The sequence below is a fragment of the Collinsella sp. AF33-16 genome (assembly GCF_003475325.1).
Taxonomy (GTDB): domain Bacteria; phylum Actinomycetota; class Coriobacteriia; order Coriobacteriales; family Coriobacteriaceae; genus Collinsella.
Genome location: NZ_QRQC01000017.1, coordinates 15,063 through 29,930, shown reverse-complemented (window position 1 = coordinate 29,930; position 14,868 = coordinate 15,063). Strand labels below are relative to the sequence as shown.

Annotated in this window: 9 protein-coding genes and 1 tRNA gene; 6 read left to right on the top strand and 4 right to left on the bottom strand. The window is 58.4% G+C overall.

Annotation, left to right across the window (positions count from 1 at the left end):
• Nucleotides 1–578: 578 nt before the first annotated feature.
• On the top strand, nucleotides 579–2,468 hold the full coding sequence (locus DWZ52_RS07455; RefSeq protein WP_117817704.1) for a carbon starvation protein A: 1,890 nt from the start codon (nucleotides 579–581) through the stop codon (nucleotides 2,466–2,468).
• Nucleotides 2,469–2,651: 183 nt separating this feature from the next.
• Complete coding sequence (locus DWZ52_RS07450) at nucleotides 2,652–4,844, top strand: hypothetical protein (protein WP_158548981.1); 2,193 nt, start codon at nucleotides 2,652–2,654, stop codon at nucleotides 4,842–4,844.
• 876 nt (nucleotides 4,845–5,720) lie between these two features.
• Here DWZ52_RS07450 and DWZ52_RS07445 read toward each other — a convergent pair.
• The 4 genes from DWZ52_RS07445 to DWZ52_RS07430 form a co-directional block, all read right to left on the bottom strand.
• A tRNA-Gln gene (locus DWZ52_RS07445) sits at nucleotides 5,721–5,795 on the bottom strand.
• Between the two features lie 38 nt (nucleotides 5,796–5,833).
• Complete coding sequence (locus DWZ52_RS07440; RefSeq protein ID WP_187361857.1) at nucleotides 5,834–6,739, bottom strand: peptidoglycan-binding protein; 906 nt, start codon at nucleotides 6,737–6,739, stop codon at nucleotides 5,834–5,836.
• Between the two features lie 139 nt (nucleotides 6,740–6,878).
• Nucleotides 6,879–7,892, bottom strand: a complete 1,014-nt coding sequence (locus tag DWZ52_RS07435) for a polyprenyl synthetase family protein (RefSeq protein ID WP_117564836.1) — start codon at nucleotides 7,890–7,892, stop codon at nucleotides 6,879–6,881.
• Between the two features lie 127 nt (nucleotides 7,893–8,019).
• The gene (locus DWZ52_RS07430; protein ID WP_117564837.1) at nucleotides 8,020–10,470 is read right to left on the bottom strand and encodes a PTS transporter subunit EIIC; all 2,451 of its coding nucleotides are present in this window, start codon (nucleotides 10,468–10,470) and stop codon (nucleotides 8,020–8,022) included.
• A gap of 224 nt (nucleotides 10,471–10,694) precedes the next feature.
• Here DWZ52_RS07430 and DWZ52_RS07425 point away from each other — a divergent pair, with 224 nt between their 5' ends.
• From DWZ52_RS07425 to DWZ52_RS07410, 4 genes are all read left to right on the top strand, one after another.
• Entirely contained in the window at nucleotides 10,695–11,414 is a 720-nt protein-coding gene (locus tag DWZ52_RS07425) for a GntR family transcriptional regulator (RefSeq protein WP_117564838.1), read from the top strand.
• Nucleotides 11,415–11,720: 306 nt separating this feature from the next.
• Nucleotides 11,721–13,037, top strand: coding sequence for an ABC transporter substrate-binding protein (locus DWZ52_RS07420; RefSeq protein WP_055252173.1), 1,317 nt, complete (start codon nucleotides 11,721–11,723; stop codon nucleotides 13,035–13,037).
• 87 nt (nucleotides 13,038–13,124) lie between these two features.
• Nucleotides 13,125–13,979 (top strand): carbohydrate ABC transporter permease, encoded by an 855-nt coding sequence (locus tag DWZ52_RS07415; protein WP_099432301.1) that lies wholly within the window; start codon nucleotides 13,125–13,127, stop codon nucleotides 13,977–13,979.
• On the top strand, nucleotides 13,979–14,818 hold the full coding sequence (locus DWZ52_RS07410) for a carbohydrate ABC transporter permease (protein ID WP_089573621.1): 840 nt from the start codon (nucleotides 13,979–13,981) through the stop codon (nucleotides 14,816–14,818). The genes DWZ52_RS07415 and DWZ52_RS07410 overlap by 1 nt, the downstream gene beginning before the upstream one ends.
• Nucleotides 14,819–14,868: the final 50 nt, after the last annotated feature.

The window sequence follows — 14,868 nt, the reverse complement described above, 5'->3', positions numbered from 1 at the left end:
TGCGGAACTCGCGATAAACCTTATATCCGGCCCCTCCGTCCGGGGACCTTTCTGTATCGATATAGCTTCTGAGCTGGTTTGGCGTCGACAACGTCCGGCAAGGTTAGCCAGCTGCGTCGAATTTCCGGCGTGCTTTAGCTGAAAGAAAAAGATGGTGTGCGGAGCTTTGCTCCGCATTTGGGATGGGAGCTCCCGAGGCTCCCGAGGGGCATCTCTCATGCAAAAACTTTTGTTGGGTAAAGTCCGAGGTCAGTGGCGTTTTATACCGAGAATTTCAAAAAAAGTTGAAAATTCATTACAAATTTGCGTTGACTTTAGGTAACTAAAGTTTCATACTGCTTTTCATCCACTGGGGGATGTGAACACGCACGGATCGTTCGCATCATGATTGAAGAGGATTTCTTAGACATGTTCACGCATCAGCTAAACATTATCAGCGTAGTAATTATCTGATGCGGGTTAGCACATACAGCTAGCCCGTACGATAACGGGCGGCTGATGAAGATGAGGGCCGTCGAGCGCAACCGACGGCCCTCATTTTTTATGTCTAGGAAGTTCTTTTTAGAGGAGGAAATGTAATGAACGGAGTTTTGCTCATGGTTGTGGCCGCGGCGGTGCTCGCCTGCGGCTATCTGGGCTACGGCCGCTGGCTGGCCAACAAGTGGGGCGTTGACAAAGAGGCCCTCACGCCGGCCAAGCGCATGAAGGACGGCAAGAGCTTCTCACCCGTCTCCGCCTTTACCGCGTTCTCGCACCAGTTCAGCTCGATCTGCGGTGCTGGCCCTGTCACGGGTACGATCGTCGCCATGGCCTTTGGCTGGCTGCCCGTCGTGCTCTGGGTCCTCGTCGGCGGCATCTTCTTTGGCGCCGTCCACGACTTTGGTGCTCTGTATGCTTCGATGAAGAACAACGGCAAGTCCCTGGCTCAGCTCATCGAGAAGTACATCGGCAAGACCGGCCGTCGCCTGTTCCTGCTGTTCTGCTGGCTGTTCTGCATCATCGTCATCGCCGCCTTCACCGACATGGTCTGCAAGACGTTCATGTTCACCCCGGCCGTTGACGCTTCTGGTGCTGCTACCGGTGCCATCGACTTCACCAAGTCCTATGCCGCCGGCTGCGCTGGTACCATCTCCATCCTGTTCACCTTCGTCGCTATCGCCTTTGGTTGGGCCCAGAAGAAGTTCAACCTCACCGGTGCTACCGAGTTCGTCACCGGCGTGGTCCTCATGGTTCTCATGTTTGCCGTCGGTATGCAGTTCCCGGTCTACCTGGATAAGTTCCAGTGGTTCGCCGTCGTCATGGTCTACCTGGTCTTCGCTGGCGCTATGCCCATCCAGATGCTCAAGACCCCGCGTGACTACCTCACTTCCATCATGATGATCGTCATGATCGTTTGCGCTGTCCTCGGTATCGTCGTCCTGGGTGTTAACGGCCAGGCCACCATCACCGCTCCGGCCTTTACCGGCTTCTCCAGCGCTTCTGGCATGATGTTCCCGGTCCTGTTTGTTTCCGTTGCCTGCGGTGCCCTCTCCGGCTTCCACAGCCTCGTTTCTTCTGGTACCTCCTCCAAGCAGGTCGAGAAGGAGCAGGACGCCGTCAAGGTCGGTTATGGCGCCATGATCGTCGAGTCCTTCGTCGGCATCCTTGCCATCATCGTCGCCGGCATCATGTTCTCCGACATGAACACCGCCGGTACCGGCGCCCTCAACGCCGGCGTCGCTTCCACCCCGTTCCAGATCTTCGCCGCTGGTATCTCCCGCGGTATGCAGGCCTTCGGTGTTGACGGTACGTTCGCTACCGTCTTCATGACCATGAACGTTTCCGCTCTGGCCCTGACCTCGCTCGACGCCGTCGCCCGCATCGCCCGCACCTCGTTCTCCGAGTTCTTTGCCCAGACCAACGACGCCCTGGCCATCGAGTCCAAGGCCGGCTACATGAAGGTTCTCGGCAACCCCTGGTTCGCCACGGTCGTCACCCTGCTTCCCGGTCTCGCCCTCGCCTTTGGCGGCTATGCCAACATCTGGCCGCTCTTTGGTGCTTCCAACCAGCTGCTCGGCGGTATGACCATGATTACCCTCGCCGTGTTCTGCAAGTGCACCGGCCGCAAGGGCTGGATGCTCTACGTGCCCGTCGCCTTCCTGCTCTGCTGCACCTTCACCTCGCTGGTCCAGAGCGCCATGGGCTGCATGACCGCTGTCCAGGCTTACGGCTTCTTCGGCACCATCCCGGCTACCGCCACCACGGCCGCCGTCTCCGTCGCCGCCACCAAGGGCCTGCAGCTCGTTTTCGCCGTCCTGCTGATGGTCCTGGGCCTCATCGTTGCCGTCAACTGTCTCAAGGAGTTCTTCGGCAAGGAGGCCGGCTCCATGCCCGACGAGGAGCCCGAGTGGTCCGAGATGGGCAAGGCCGAGTACGGTCGCGCCGCTGCCGCTGAAGCTCCTGCCGACGCCGAGGCCGCCAAGGCCTAGTCGGTCGGACGGGTTGAATCTCCCATCTATTTGACTCGGAAAGACTGGGTCCGCAATCAAGCGGACCCGGTCTTTTTTCTTGTGAGAACAGGTGGTGCAAGGGCGTTCTCGCAGATGTTTTGCGTGGATAGGCTCGTGCGTTGTACCATATGGACGTATATGTGTGCATATGAAAGGGGCCCCGTGGCCAAGACGGTATATTCCGATAATCAAAACAATGTCGATGCTCTGGCTGAGCGTCTGAGCAGCCAGACATCGCTTTCTGCCGAGCGCGCCAAGCTGGTTGCCTACGACCTGCTCTGCCGCAAGGCGCTCAAGATTAAGTCGAGCGCGCTGGCGCAGATTTTCCGCTCCGTCGATAAGGAATGCGACACCAAGGCGATGCGCGATGAGCTTATCGCGGCAAATATCGTGACCAAGATCGAGGGCAGCGGCATTAACGGGCGCCCGGCGTTCTATACCATCAATGTCGAGATCCGCGATGCCCAGGAGCAGCCTGCCGAGTCCGTCGAAGATTTTGTCGTCGAGGATTCCGCTGACGTGCCTGCTGTGGAAGAAGCTGCTCCGCGTGAGCATGTCGATACCGATGAGTTGCTCGATGAGAACGTCGTGCGTGCCTTTACGGCCAAGGCGGGACGCGGCGGTTTTGGCGGGGGTGGCAAGCGCGATGCGCAGCGCCGCGCCCAGCAGGAGCGCTTCCGTCGTGCCGTTGCTCAAAAGGGTGAGACGGATGCCGAGGCTGTTGAGAACGAGGTTGCTGCCGAGTCGCAGAGGCCCGCGAAGGAGCAAAAGCCCGTGGAGGCCCAGGAGCCCCAGCGTCGCCGTGGTGCCCACTTTAAGGCTGCGCAGCAGGATGTCGCGCATGAGGTTGAAGAGCCTTCCGAGGCTGCAGACGATGTTGAGGAGTCTGCCAAGAAGGCTCCGGGTTCATGCCGTCCCGGGCGTGGTTTTGCGAGGCGCGCGTATCCCGTAAGGCGTCAGGAGAAGGGCGAGCCGGCTTCGACCGCTCAGGCCGAGAAGGCCGAACAAACCGAGAAAACCGTTGAGCCGGCGACTCGCGAGCAGCAACCTTCCGAGTCGCAGCCTGCGGCTGACGCTGAGGTCAAAGCTCAACAGACCGCTGATAAGCAGGCGGGGGAGAGCACCTCAGGCAAGCCCCGTCGTCGTCGTCACCGCGGCGGTCGTGGCTCAAATGCCGAGGCCGCGGCCGAGAAGGCAGCGACACAAAACGGAGATGAGAAGGCCGAGACTCCGGTGGATCAGGTCAAGCGCCAGCCGGCGAAGGAGGCCAAGTCCGATCGTCCGCAAAAGCGCTCGTCTGCGCCCAAGCAGAAACGTAATACCCGGGCAGATTCCAAGCGTAAGCCTCATGCACAGGCTGAGCCTGCCGCGGCTGATAGTGCTACCCAGCAGCCCGAGTCGGCCGTCCACGGCGAGGTATCGGCGTTTGCCCTTGCCCGCGTTTTGGGCAGGCAGCTGCTCAAAGTTGTCCCTACGCCTACGGCGCTCTCTAAGATCAAGGAGCAGCAGACTCAAATTGTTAAGGCCGAGGGCAAGGACGGCAAAAAGGCGCCGCAGCGCACTCAGCACAACGAGATGTCCAACCGCAAGATTGCCGAGGAAATCGCAATCATCCAGGCTTGGATCGAGCAAAACCGAGGTGCCGATACGCCGGTTGCCTCGCGCCGCCAGCGTGCCTACCAGATTTTTAACGACGAGAAGGCTTTTGACGGCAAGCACGGTGAGCGCCTGATAAGGCGCATGACCGAAAAGGGCATCAGCATGCAGGCGATCAAGGTCGCCCCCAACCGCCCCGTGCACTTTACGGGTTTCTTTACGCTGGGCGCCGATAAGCCGTTCATTATGGTCGAGAACCTGGACACCTACGACGAGATCGTCAGGCTGCTGCGTGGCCGCAAGCACGCCAAGCTCTTTGGCATCAAGGTGGGCGGCGTGATTTTTGGCGGCGGATGCAAGGCGAGCGTCTCGCATGCCCTGGACGATTATCTGGCTGAGATCGGCTATCGCTTTAACTACGTCTACTACGTGGGCGATATCGACCGCGAGGGCGCGCGCATCGTCGAGCAGGCTCGCAATGCCAATGTGGTTGAGATTCGCCTGCATGCCGGCATGTACCGCGCCATGCTCGCCGAGCATAAGCGTCGCGTGAAGGCCGGCGGCGAGTGCGAGCCCGCGGCTGCCAACCAGGGCGTGCCGCAGAACTTGGCGGCGACGATCAAGGATCTGCCCATGGTCACGCGCGTGCAGTTCCGCAATGTGCTGCGCGAGGGCGGGCGCATTCCGCAGGAGATTCTGATGACCGCCGACTATCGGGATGGCGACTCGGGAAGCTTCGACCGCATGCTTAACAACTAAATTCCGCCGGCCCCGGGAGAGCGGGGACACCGGCTTAGGTTTCCTGCTCTACAGTCCTGCTCACGACGGAGGCCACATTAAGTGGCCTCCTGTTCGTGCGGAACTCGCGATAAACCTAAGCCGGTGTCCCCGCTCTCCCGGGGCCTGTCGTGGCTTGGCCGTTGCATGCGGCTCGCTTTTCGGAACGGGGCTGACGGACACGTTCCGAAATCTACCACCGTCGCTGTGCAGGGTGTCTATAAAGAGCCGTGGCCAAAAAACATCAAATATGAGTACTGATACTCTTTTAGTAGCAGTAATTTTGACCACATTTAAGGTGATTTGACGTGTCGATCGAGCAGATAAGCTGCCGTATCTCCTCAAGTGTTCATTAAAGGAAGACCTTGATGCGAATAAATCTCATTAAGATCTTCTTTTATTAACGAAAATAATGTAGCTACAACGGTAACAGTACTCATATTTGCCGTTTTTTGGCCACAGTCCTTCGGAGGGTCCTCGAAAATAGTCCCGAGCCGGCACTTGGGGACGTTCCTATAATGCCGGCACTTAGGAGCGTCCCCAAGTGCCGGCACCGCGTCTGCCTGCGGCGGCCGCGCCCCGCTGCGTCGCTCCGCATCCTTGCGGGTTCGGATTCCTCCGCTTGGCGGCGTTGGCTCGATTTGCTTGACGTGAGGGGCTCTTGGCTGGTGTGGGACGGAGGGATTCCGCGTCCGCCTGGTCGGCGGCCGCGCCCCGCTGCGTCGCTTCGCTCCTTGCGTGCTGCGCTGGAAAACGCTTCGCGTTTCCTCAGCTCCGCACCCTTGCGGGTTCGAATTCCTCCGCTTGCCCACAAGAAAGCGCCCTGGGCCGTTATGGGCTTAGGGCGCTCAGTTTTAATGGCTGGGACGGAGGGATTCGAACCCCCAACAGCCGGCACCAAAAACCGGAGTTCTACCGTTGAACTACGTCCCAATGTGTGGTGTTGCCCAAAAGCAACTCGTCTAGTTTACCTAATCTGCGAGGGCATCGCAAACGCCGTCGAGTAGGCGTACGGCGAGCGTCTGCGCGTCGCTGGCCGTGAAGGTGCCGTTGTAGCGCGTCATGCCCGTGAGCTCAATGCGAATGCGAGCCGGCTTCTGCTGCGCGGCGACATTGGCGGTGCGGATGCGCTGGGCCAGGTTGTGGCACTCGGCGAGGGCAATCGTGGCGCGTGGCGCGGCGTCGGCGGGCAGCTCGTCGCTTGCGATCTCGAGCACCAGGTCAACGTCGGTTGGGACCTCGGAGTCGCAGAGCATCATGCCGCTGTTGTCGGTCGTTGCCGTGGCGATGTTCCACATGCGCGAAGCAACGCTGCGTGCGATGGGGTCCTCACCGATAACGGCGATCTGGAAGCGCTCGAGCACGTTGGCGGCGCGAGCAAAACCGATGCGGGACTCGGCTTCGGTGACCGAGGGCTTGCCCTCCCACACATGGTGCAGGCGGTTGATGTAGGCGTAGGTGTCCTGGAAGGCCATGCCGTCGGCAAACAGGCCGACATTTTCCTGGAACTGCTGCAGGGCGGCCTCGGTATGCGGACCAAAGTAGCCGTCGTCTTCGCCACAGGCAAAGCCCAAAACGTTGAGAGCGCGCTGCAGGGCCTGCACATCGGCGCCATGGAAATTGGGCATGCGCAGATACAGAGTGCGGTCGCCCAGCTTATACGAGGCGTCGACCAGGGCGCTCCAACAGGGGATATCGACGGCATGACCGGCAGCAAGGCCGCTGTCGAGCCTGAAGGTGCTGACGGCCTGCTCGGTGGTGGTGCCAAAGCGCTTGTCGACAACCTCGGCGTCATCGATTGTATAGCCGAGCTGCAGAAGGCGGGACTGAACATCCTCGACGGCTGCTCCCTGCATGCCCGTGGTAATAGGTTCCATGAACGAACCCCTTTCGGCGTACCATTCGTACTATTTTGAGCGTGTGTCGGATAGACAACGCGAGACAATTTATAAACATGCACTCAATAGTGTAGCAACTTGTACCCAAACTCGCTGCCCACAGGTTTTATGACCCCCGCTAGTTAAGACGCTCCACAAAGAAATCTGCCATTGAGAGGAAGAGCTCGCGCGCATGCGGGTCGAGCTCGACGCCTTCGATAGCGGCCTTGGCCTTAGCGGTCAGGTCGAGCGCATAGGTGTGGGCGTAATCGATGGAGCCGGTCTCCTGGAAGATCTCCACGGCGCGTGCGAGCTGCGCAGGGTCCTCGGTGCCCGAGGAAAGGATTGCCTCGATCTCGTCGTGATAGCGCTCGTCTGACAGGGCATGCACGGCAACGAGGGTGCGCTTGCCCTCGGTGATATCGGTGCGGAAGTCCTTGTTGGCGGCCTCCTTGGTGCCGATCAAGTTGAGCAGGTCGTCTTGAATCTGGAAGGCAAGGCCCGTGTGCAGCCCAAAGGCGCGCAGTGCCTCAATCTGCTCTTCGCTGCCGCCGCCGATAATGGCTCCGGCGGCAAGCGGCGTCGCTCCGCTGTAGTACGCGGTCTTGTGCGTCGCCATGTCCAGGTAGTCATCAACCGAGATATCAAAGCGCTCGTCACGGACCCAACCCAGGTCAAGCGCTTGACCCTCGATGGTGCGGACGATCATCTCGGTAAGCTCGTGGAGCACACGCAGCTTCACGTCGGACTCGAGCGTGGGATCGTCGAGAACCGTCTTGGTGACCATGGTGAGCGCCAGGTCGCCACAATTGATGGCAAGGCCCGTGCCCTCGGTAAGGTGCATGCAGGGCTTGCCTCGACGAAGCTGTCCGTTGTCGGCGATGTCGTCGTGAATCAGCGCGCCTGACTGGAAATGCTCGATGGCCGCCGCTGCGCTGCGGGCGCTCTCAAAGCTGCCGCCTACCGCAGTGGCGGCGAGCATGCAGATGAGCGGGCGGTGGCGCTTGCCAGCGTTTGCCGTAAATGCCGAGAGCGGGGTATACAGGTAGCGCTCGATATCGGCGGAAGTCGCCTGTCCGTCAAAGAACGTGGCCAGATAGTCGTTAATCTGGTCAAAGTGCTGGGCTAAAAAGCTGGTAAACGGACTGGACACGGGTTCTCGCATTCTTTGATAGGTTGCATCGTTGCATTATGCAGACAACATATTGCCACATTAGGGCGTCGAGCGCGGCGGTTGAAGACGATTGGTCCATGCGGCCGCAAGTGCGGTAGGGGCTTGGCTAGATAAGCCCAAAGTGTTCGAGCGCGGTGACGACGCCGTCGTGGTCGATGCTGTCGGTGACATAGTCGGCCTTTTCCTTGAGGAAGTCCGGTGCATTGCCCATGGCGATGCCGACGTCGACGGCGTTCATCAGCGAGATGTCATTGCTGGCATCACCGATGCCATATACCGTTCCATGGTTGGGGTCGAGAGCGTCGAGTACGGACTGGATACCCTCGCGCTTGGTACATTCGCGAGGCGAAATCTCGGTCACTTCGAGCTCGAGCTCGTTAAAGCAGAGCAGCGGCTCAAACGTTTGATCCTGAGCGATGCGGTTGGCAAGCGACGTGGACATTAAGATCTTGTAGGCGCTGTAATGTTGCAGCTGCGTAATTGCATCGCCCACGGTGCGGGCGTATCCGGGGGCGTCGGGCACATCGGCACCCATGCGAACGACGCCATTGAGTCCCTCAAAACGAATCACTTCGTCCGATTGCTCAAGAATGGGAGCAAGGCGCTGCAGCATACCGGGCGTCATCGCCAAATCGCGGATCACGTGTCCCTCAAGTTCGACATAGCCACCCGCGAGGCAGACGATGCCGGTCCAGGGCAGATCGAGCAGCTTTGGATGGATGCAGCTCAGCGTGCGCCCTGTGCAGATAAACGCCATATTGCCCTTGGCGACAAAATCACGGATGGCTTGCGCAACCGCCTCGTTGGGATAGGGGGAGAGGTCTCGCTCGCTCTCGGGAAGCTCTTGTGCCACTCGAGGGTCTTGCCAGGCGAGTGTTCCGTCGATATCGAAGAAGCAGATATCGCCGCGCTTATGGGCTGCGCTGGCGGCAGGGGAGGCCGAGGTGGTGGGCACAAATCCCGGCTCGAGACCCATGATCTGGTCAAAATGCTCTTTAACGCGGGGAACGGAGATGCCGATAATCACCTGGGCGGTCTTGCCCGTAATGATGAGGCCCTTGGCGCCCACCGCGACAAACGACGCGTTATCTGCAACGATGGAAGGGTCTGCGACCTCGACGCGCAGGCGCGTGGCGCAGTTGGTTGCGCCCACGATATTGCCAACGCCACCTAAAAGCTGAATTACCCGCTCAGCGAGGACGTGATCTTGATCGGATTGAATACTGACCTCGCCATTGGGAGATTGCTCTTTGGCAAAGCCGCTTCCCGTTAAACGATCGATTGCCGCGCGATTGGAGACATGATCCTCGCGGCCCGGCGTCTTAAGGTCATAGACCAAGATGAGTGCTCGAAAACTAACAAAAAAGATGAGGCTAAAGGCAAGACCGATGCCGAGCGCCAAAAGGTAGGAGCCGGCATGCATTCGCATGAGTGGGATGAAGTTGAAGGCCGTCATTTCCATGAGACCGCCTGAGAAGATGCCGACGATACCGAAGAAGTTCATGGTCATGGCAAGGCAGGAGGATAGGACGGCGTAGAGCAAAAAGAGTCCGGGATAGGTGAACATAAAGAGAAACTCGAGCGGCTCGGTGACGCCACAGACCACCGAGGCGACGATGGCGGGCAAAAGGATGACCTTAAGGCCGGCGCGGCGTTCGGGTTTGGCGGTGAAATAGAATGCTGCCGCGATGGCGGGAAGGCCAAAGAGCTTGCCCCAGCCGGTGGCGGTAAAACCTGCCCAGGGCGCAAGTTCATTTAAAGGGCGCGTGCTATGGGAGAGAATGGGGAGCAGGTTGGTCCACGTGGCGTAAATACCGTCGTGAATGACCAGATTGTCGTAATAGATGGGCATATAGAGCAGATGGTGCAGCCCCATGGGCTCGAGTGCTCGCTCCAAAAACACAAAGATGCCCACGCCGAAGGGGCCGACGCCCGCAAGTGCGTGGCGCAGCGTTTCGGTCACAGCGTATGCGAAGGGCACGATGGCGGCCGAGATGGCGGCAAGGGCAAACACGGCAAAAAAGCTGATGAGGTAGACCAGCGAGGAACCCGAGAAGGTGCCGAGCCAATCGGGAACCTTGGCATCGTAGAAGCGGTCATGGATGGCGACGACGGTTGCCGATACCGCCAGCGGGCCGATAATGCCGGTGTCGAGCGTCTTGATGCCGTCGATGACGGTGATACCGCTGGCGGGGGTCAAAGATGATGGGTACTTAAGCCCAAGGTTGTCTCCGCTCAGCTTAATGATCTCGCTCAAAAAGAAGCAATAGGCAAAATAGGCCACGAGTGCCTCGAGGCAGCAGCGTGCCGGTTGCTTTTGGGCAAGACCGATAGGCAGCGCTACGGCAAAAAGGAGCGGGAGACGTTTAAAGACCGTCCACGAGCCGCGCTGGATGATGGTCCAGAAAACGTACCAAGGGGTTCCGTATACGGCGAGGTCGCCGACGATGTCTACGGTCGTGGCGAGGGCGGAGATGCCGACCATGAGGCCTGATATAGAAAACAGCATGGCGGGCGCGAACATGGCTCCGCCAAAACGTTGGATTTTCTGCAGCATAATATGCCTTCCGGATGCAACATGCTGTGCGAGCAAGAACGTTTAAACAATGAACTCATTGTAGAGGACTGGCTGCTTGCCGCATTGACGGTTTTGATTCGGTCCGATTTGGGTTTCGGGGGAACCGTCGACGGTAAATAATCCGTACTTTACCGATAATCGGTTTAAACAACTTTAAGAAATGCTATCGTGCCTAGCCATACATATTCATTAGAGGTGAAATCATGCCAAAAGCGATTTACGAAGGAATCTACCGCGAGATCCGTTCGCGCATCATCGACGGGACCTATGCGTTTCAGGAGATGCTGCCAACCGAAGCCGAGCTGACCGCGGAGTTTGGCTGCACGCGCAATACCGTTCGACGCGCCTTGAGCATGCTGGCCGACCAGATGTTTGTGCAGCCTATACACGGTAAGGGCGTGCGCGTTATTTGGCTTAAGGGCGAAACCGACATGCTGGGCGCACTCGAAGAGGTTGAGTCGTTTGGCGAGTTCGCAAAACGCAACAATGCCGTCGCATCGACCGAGGTCAAGTCTTTTGAACATTTGATTTGCACTGAGCAACTCTCTCGTCGCCTGGGCTTTAAGGTGGGCGAGGAGCTGATTCGCGTCGTGCGTGTCCGAAGCCTCAACGGCAGCGCGCGCCAGGTGGACCACGGCTACTTTTTGGCGTCGATCGCCAAGGGCCTGACCCCCGAGATCGCGGCGGATTCTATCTACGGCTATCTGGAGCACAAGCGCGGCATCAAAGTGATGGCGAGCCGCCGTACGGTGAGTGTCGAGCTCGCCAACGATGAGGACTGCAGCTACTTGGACCTTGGCAAGTACAACTGTGTCGCCGTCATGGAGAGCCAGTCGTACACTTCGGACGGCATCTTGTTCGAGGTCACGCATGCCCGCACGCATCCCGAGATCTTCCACTACCGCGTCAACTCCAAGCGATAGCCGGCTAGCTCGCAGCCTGACGAGACTCATGCCCTCAAAGAGAAAACGCCCGGTCAAACCGACGATGCATCGGCTTGATCGGGCGTTTTCTCTGCATTCGATAATAAATAATTGTTTATACAAAACTTGTCAAGTATCAAGTTGAAATTACCGTTCACCGAAGTTTTTCTACCGCTCTAGTAATACTTGTTCAAACAACTAGCCAAATAGCGTATTGTACAAGTCAGCAAAAGGGGCAAAGTCCCCGAGCCAATCTCCGAAGGCGGCGGCAAAGGGTGCCGCCACGGTGTGAAAGGGTGGATTGTAATGAAGAACGAAATGAGCAGAAGGCAGTTCCTGGGCTTTGCTGGTTCCGCGGCTGCGGTTCTTGGTCTGGGCCTCGTGGGCTGCGGTGGTTCTGCCGGCTCCGGCTCCTCTGCTTCTGGTGACGCTGCCGAGGTCTACTTCCTCCAGTTCAAGCCCGAGGTCGACAAGGAGTGGAAGGAGATCGCCAAGGCGTACAAGAAGGAGAAGGGCGTCGAGGTCAAGATCGTGACCGCCGCCTCCAACACCTACGAGGAGAAGCTCAAGTCCGAGATGTCCAAGAGCTCCGCTCCGACGCTGTTCCAGGTCAACGGCCCCACCGGCCTTAAGAACTGGAAGGACTACTGCGCCGATCTTTCCGACACCAAGCTCCGCGGCGAGCTCATCGACGACTCCCTGGCGCTGCAGTCCGACGGCAAGGATCTGGGTATCGACTGGGTTCAGGAGAGCTACGGCATCATCTACAACAAGGAGCTCCTCGAGAAGGCCGGCTACAAGGCCGAGGACATCAACTCCTTCGACAAGCTGAAGGCTTGCGCCGATGACATCCAGGCCCGCAAGGACGAGCTCGGCGTTGACGGTGCCTTCACTTCCGCCGGCATGGATGACTCCTCCAGCTGGCGCTACACCACCCACCTCGCCAACCTCCCGCTCTACTACGAGTTCGAGAAGGAGCACAACCAGGAGGACGACGAGATCAAGGGCGAGTATCTCGACAACTTTAAGCAGATCTTCGACCTGTACATCACCGACTCCACCTGCGATCCTTCGCAGCTCGCCTCCAAGACCGGTGATGACGCCACCAACGAGTTCGCAACTGGCAAGGCCGTCTTCTACCAGAACGGCTCTTGGGCCTACGCCGACCTCACCAAGGCCGGTATGACCGACGACCAGCTCGGCATGCTGCCGATCTACATCGGCGTCGACGGCGAGGAGAACCAGGGCCTGTGCTCCGGCGGCGAGAACTACTGGTGCGTCAGCTCCCAGGCTTCCGAGGATGCCCAGAAGGCCACCGAGGACTTCATGTATTGGTGCGTCACTTCTGACACCGCCACCAGCATCATCGCTGACAAGATGGGTCTGACCGCCCCGTTCAAGAGCGCTAAGGAGACCACCAACGTCTTCTCGCAGCAGGCCGTTGCTATGGCCAAGGACGGCAAGAAGACCGTTGCTTGGGACTTCGTTTACATCCCCTCTGAGGAGTGGAAGAAGAACCTCAAGCAGGCTCTCATCGCTTATGCTGCCGACAACACCAAGTGGGACGGCGTCAAGAACGCCTTCGTCGATGGCTGGAAGACCGAGAAGGCTGCTTCCGAGTAAGCAGTTGCTGCCCAAGCTATCTGATTAGCGACAGGGGGCGGGCAGACGTAGGTTTGCCCGCCCCCTGCATATTGAAAGGACCCTTCTATGGGCAAAGCACTCAAGCGCTGGTGGCCGCTCTTTATGCTGCCCACGTGCCTGGCGTTTATGATCGGGTTCGTGATTCCCTTTATCCAGGGTTTCTATCTCTCGTTCTGCCAGTTTATTACCATCAATAACGCGCACTTTGTCGGTATCGAGAACTACGTGCGCGCACTGACCGACCCGCAGTTCTCCACGTCGTTCTTCTTTACCGTGGCGTTTGCCTTCCTGTCGACGGTGCTCATCAACGTGATCGCGCTGGCCATTGCGCAGGCGCTCACTCGCAAGGCGCTCAAGGGCACCAACATCTTCCGTACGATTTTCTTTATGCCTAACCTGATTGGCGGCATTGTACTGGGTTACATTTGGCAGATTCTGATCAACTGCCTGCTCTCCAACGTGGGTGCCCAGCTTATCGCCCTCAACTCCGCCGCTGGCTTCTGGGGCCTTATCATCCTGACCCTGTGGCAACAGGTCGGCTACATGATGATCATCTACATCGCCGGTCTGCAGTCCATTCCGTCTGATTACATCGAGGCCGCCAAGGTCGACGGCGCTACGGCATGGCAGACGTTTTGGAAGGTTAAGATCCCCAACCTGATGCCGACCATCACCATCTGCCTGTTCCTGTCCATCACCAACGGCTTTAAGCTGTTCGACCAGAACCTCGCCCTTACCGGTGGTGCCCCGGCGCACTCCACCGAGATGCTCGCCCTGAACATCTACAACACGTTCTATTCGCGTGCTGGCATCGCATGGCAGGGCATCGGTCAGGCCAAGGCAGTTATCTTCTGCATCCTGGTTGTCGCTATTTCTATGATCCAGCTTAAGGCCACGAGGTCCAAGGAGGTGCAGCAGTAATGAAACGCGATAAGGCTATTAACCGCGCGCTCTCGATCTTCTTTACGATTCTGTCGCTCGCGTGGATCTACCCTGTGTTCATGATTGCGCTCAATTCCTTTAAGAAGGGGACCGCAATCAGCACCACCACGGCGTTCGATCTGCTCACGCCCGAGACGTTCAACGGCCTCGCAAACTACGTGCACGCTCTTAACGAGCAGGGCTTTGCCTCGGCGTTTATGTACTCGCTCATCATCACAGTCACGTCGGTCGTGCTGATTCTGGTGTGCTGCTCCATGTGCGCTTGGTACGTGGTTCGTGTCAACAACAAGATCTCGAACTTCTTCTATTACCTGTTCGTGTTCTCGATGGTCGTACCGTTCCAGATGCTGATGTTCACGCTGTCCAATTTGGCGGACCGCATCGGCTTTAATACGCCGTTCAACATCTGCTTTATCTATCTGGGCTTTGGCGCGGGCCTGGCGGTCTTTATGTTCGCCGGCTTTGTAAAGAACATCCCGCTCGAGATCGAGGAGGCGGCCATGATTGACGGCTGCAACCCGGTTCAGGTGTTCTTTAAGATCGTTCTCCCCATCATGAAGCCCACCTATCTTTCGGTCGGCATCCTCGAGACCATGTGGGTCTGGAACGACTACCTGCTGCCCTACCTTACGCTCGACTCCACCAAGTACAAGACCATTCCTATTTTGATCCAGTACTTCCGCGGCGGCTATGGCCACGTCGAGCTCGGCCCCATGATGGCCTGCATCATGATGGTCGTTGTCCCCATCGTCATCATGTACATCTTCTGCCAGAAGTACATCATCGACGGTGTGGTGGCAGGTGCCGTCAAGGGCTGATGCCGTAACTGTTTTGCAAGTTTTGGCGGCGCCCCTCAGCGCGGCGCCGC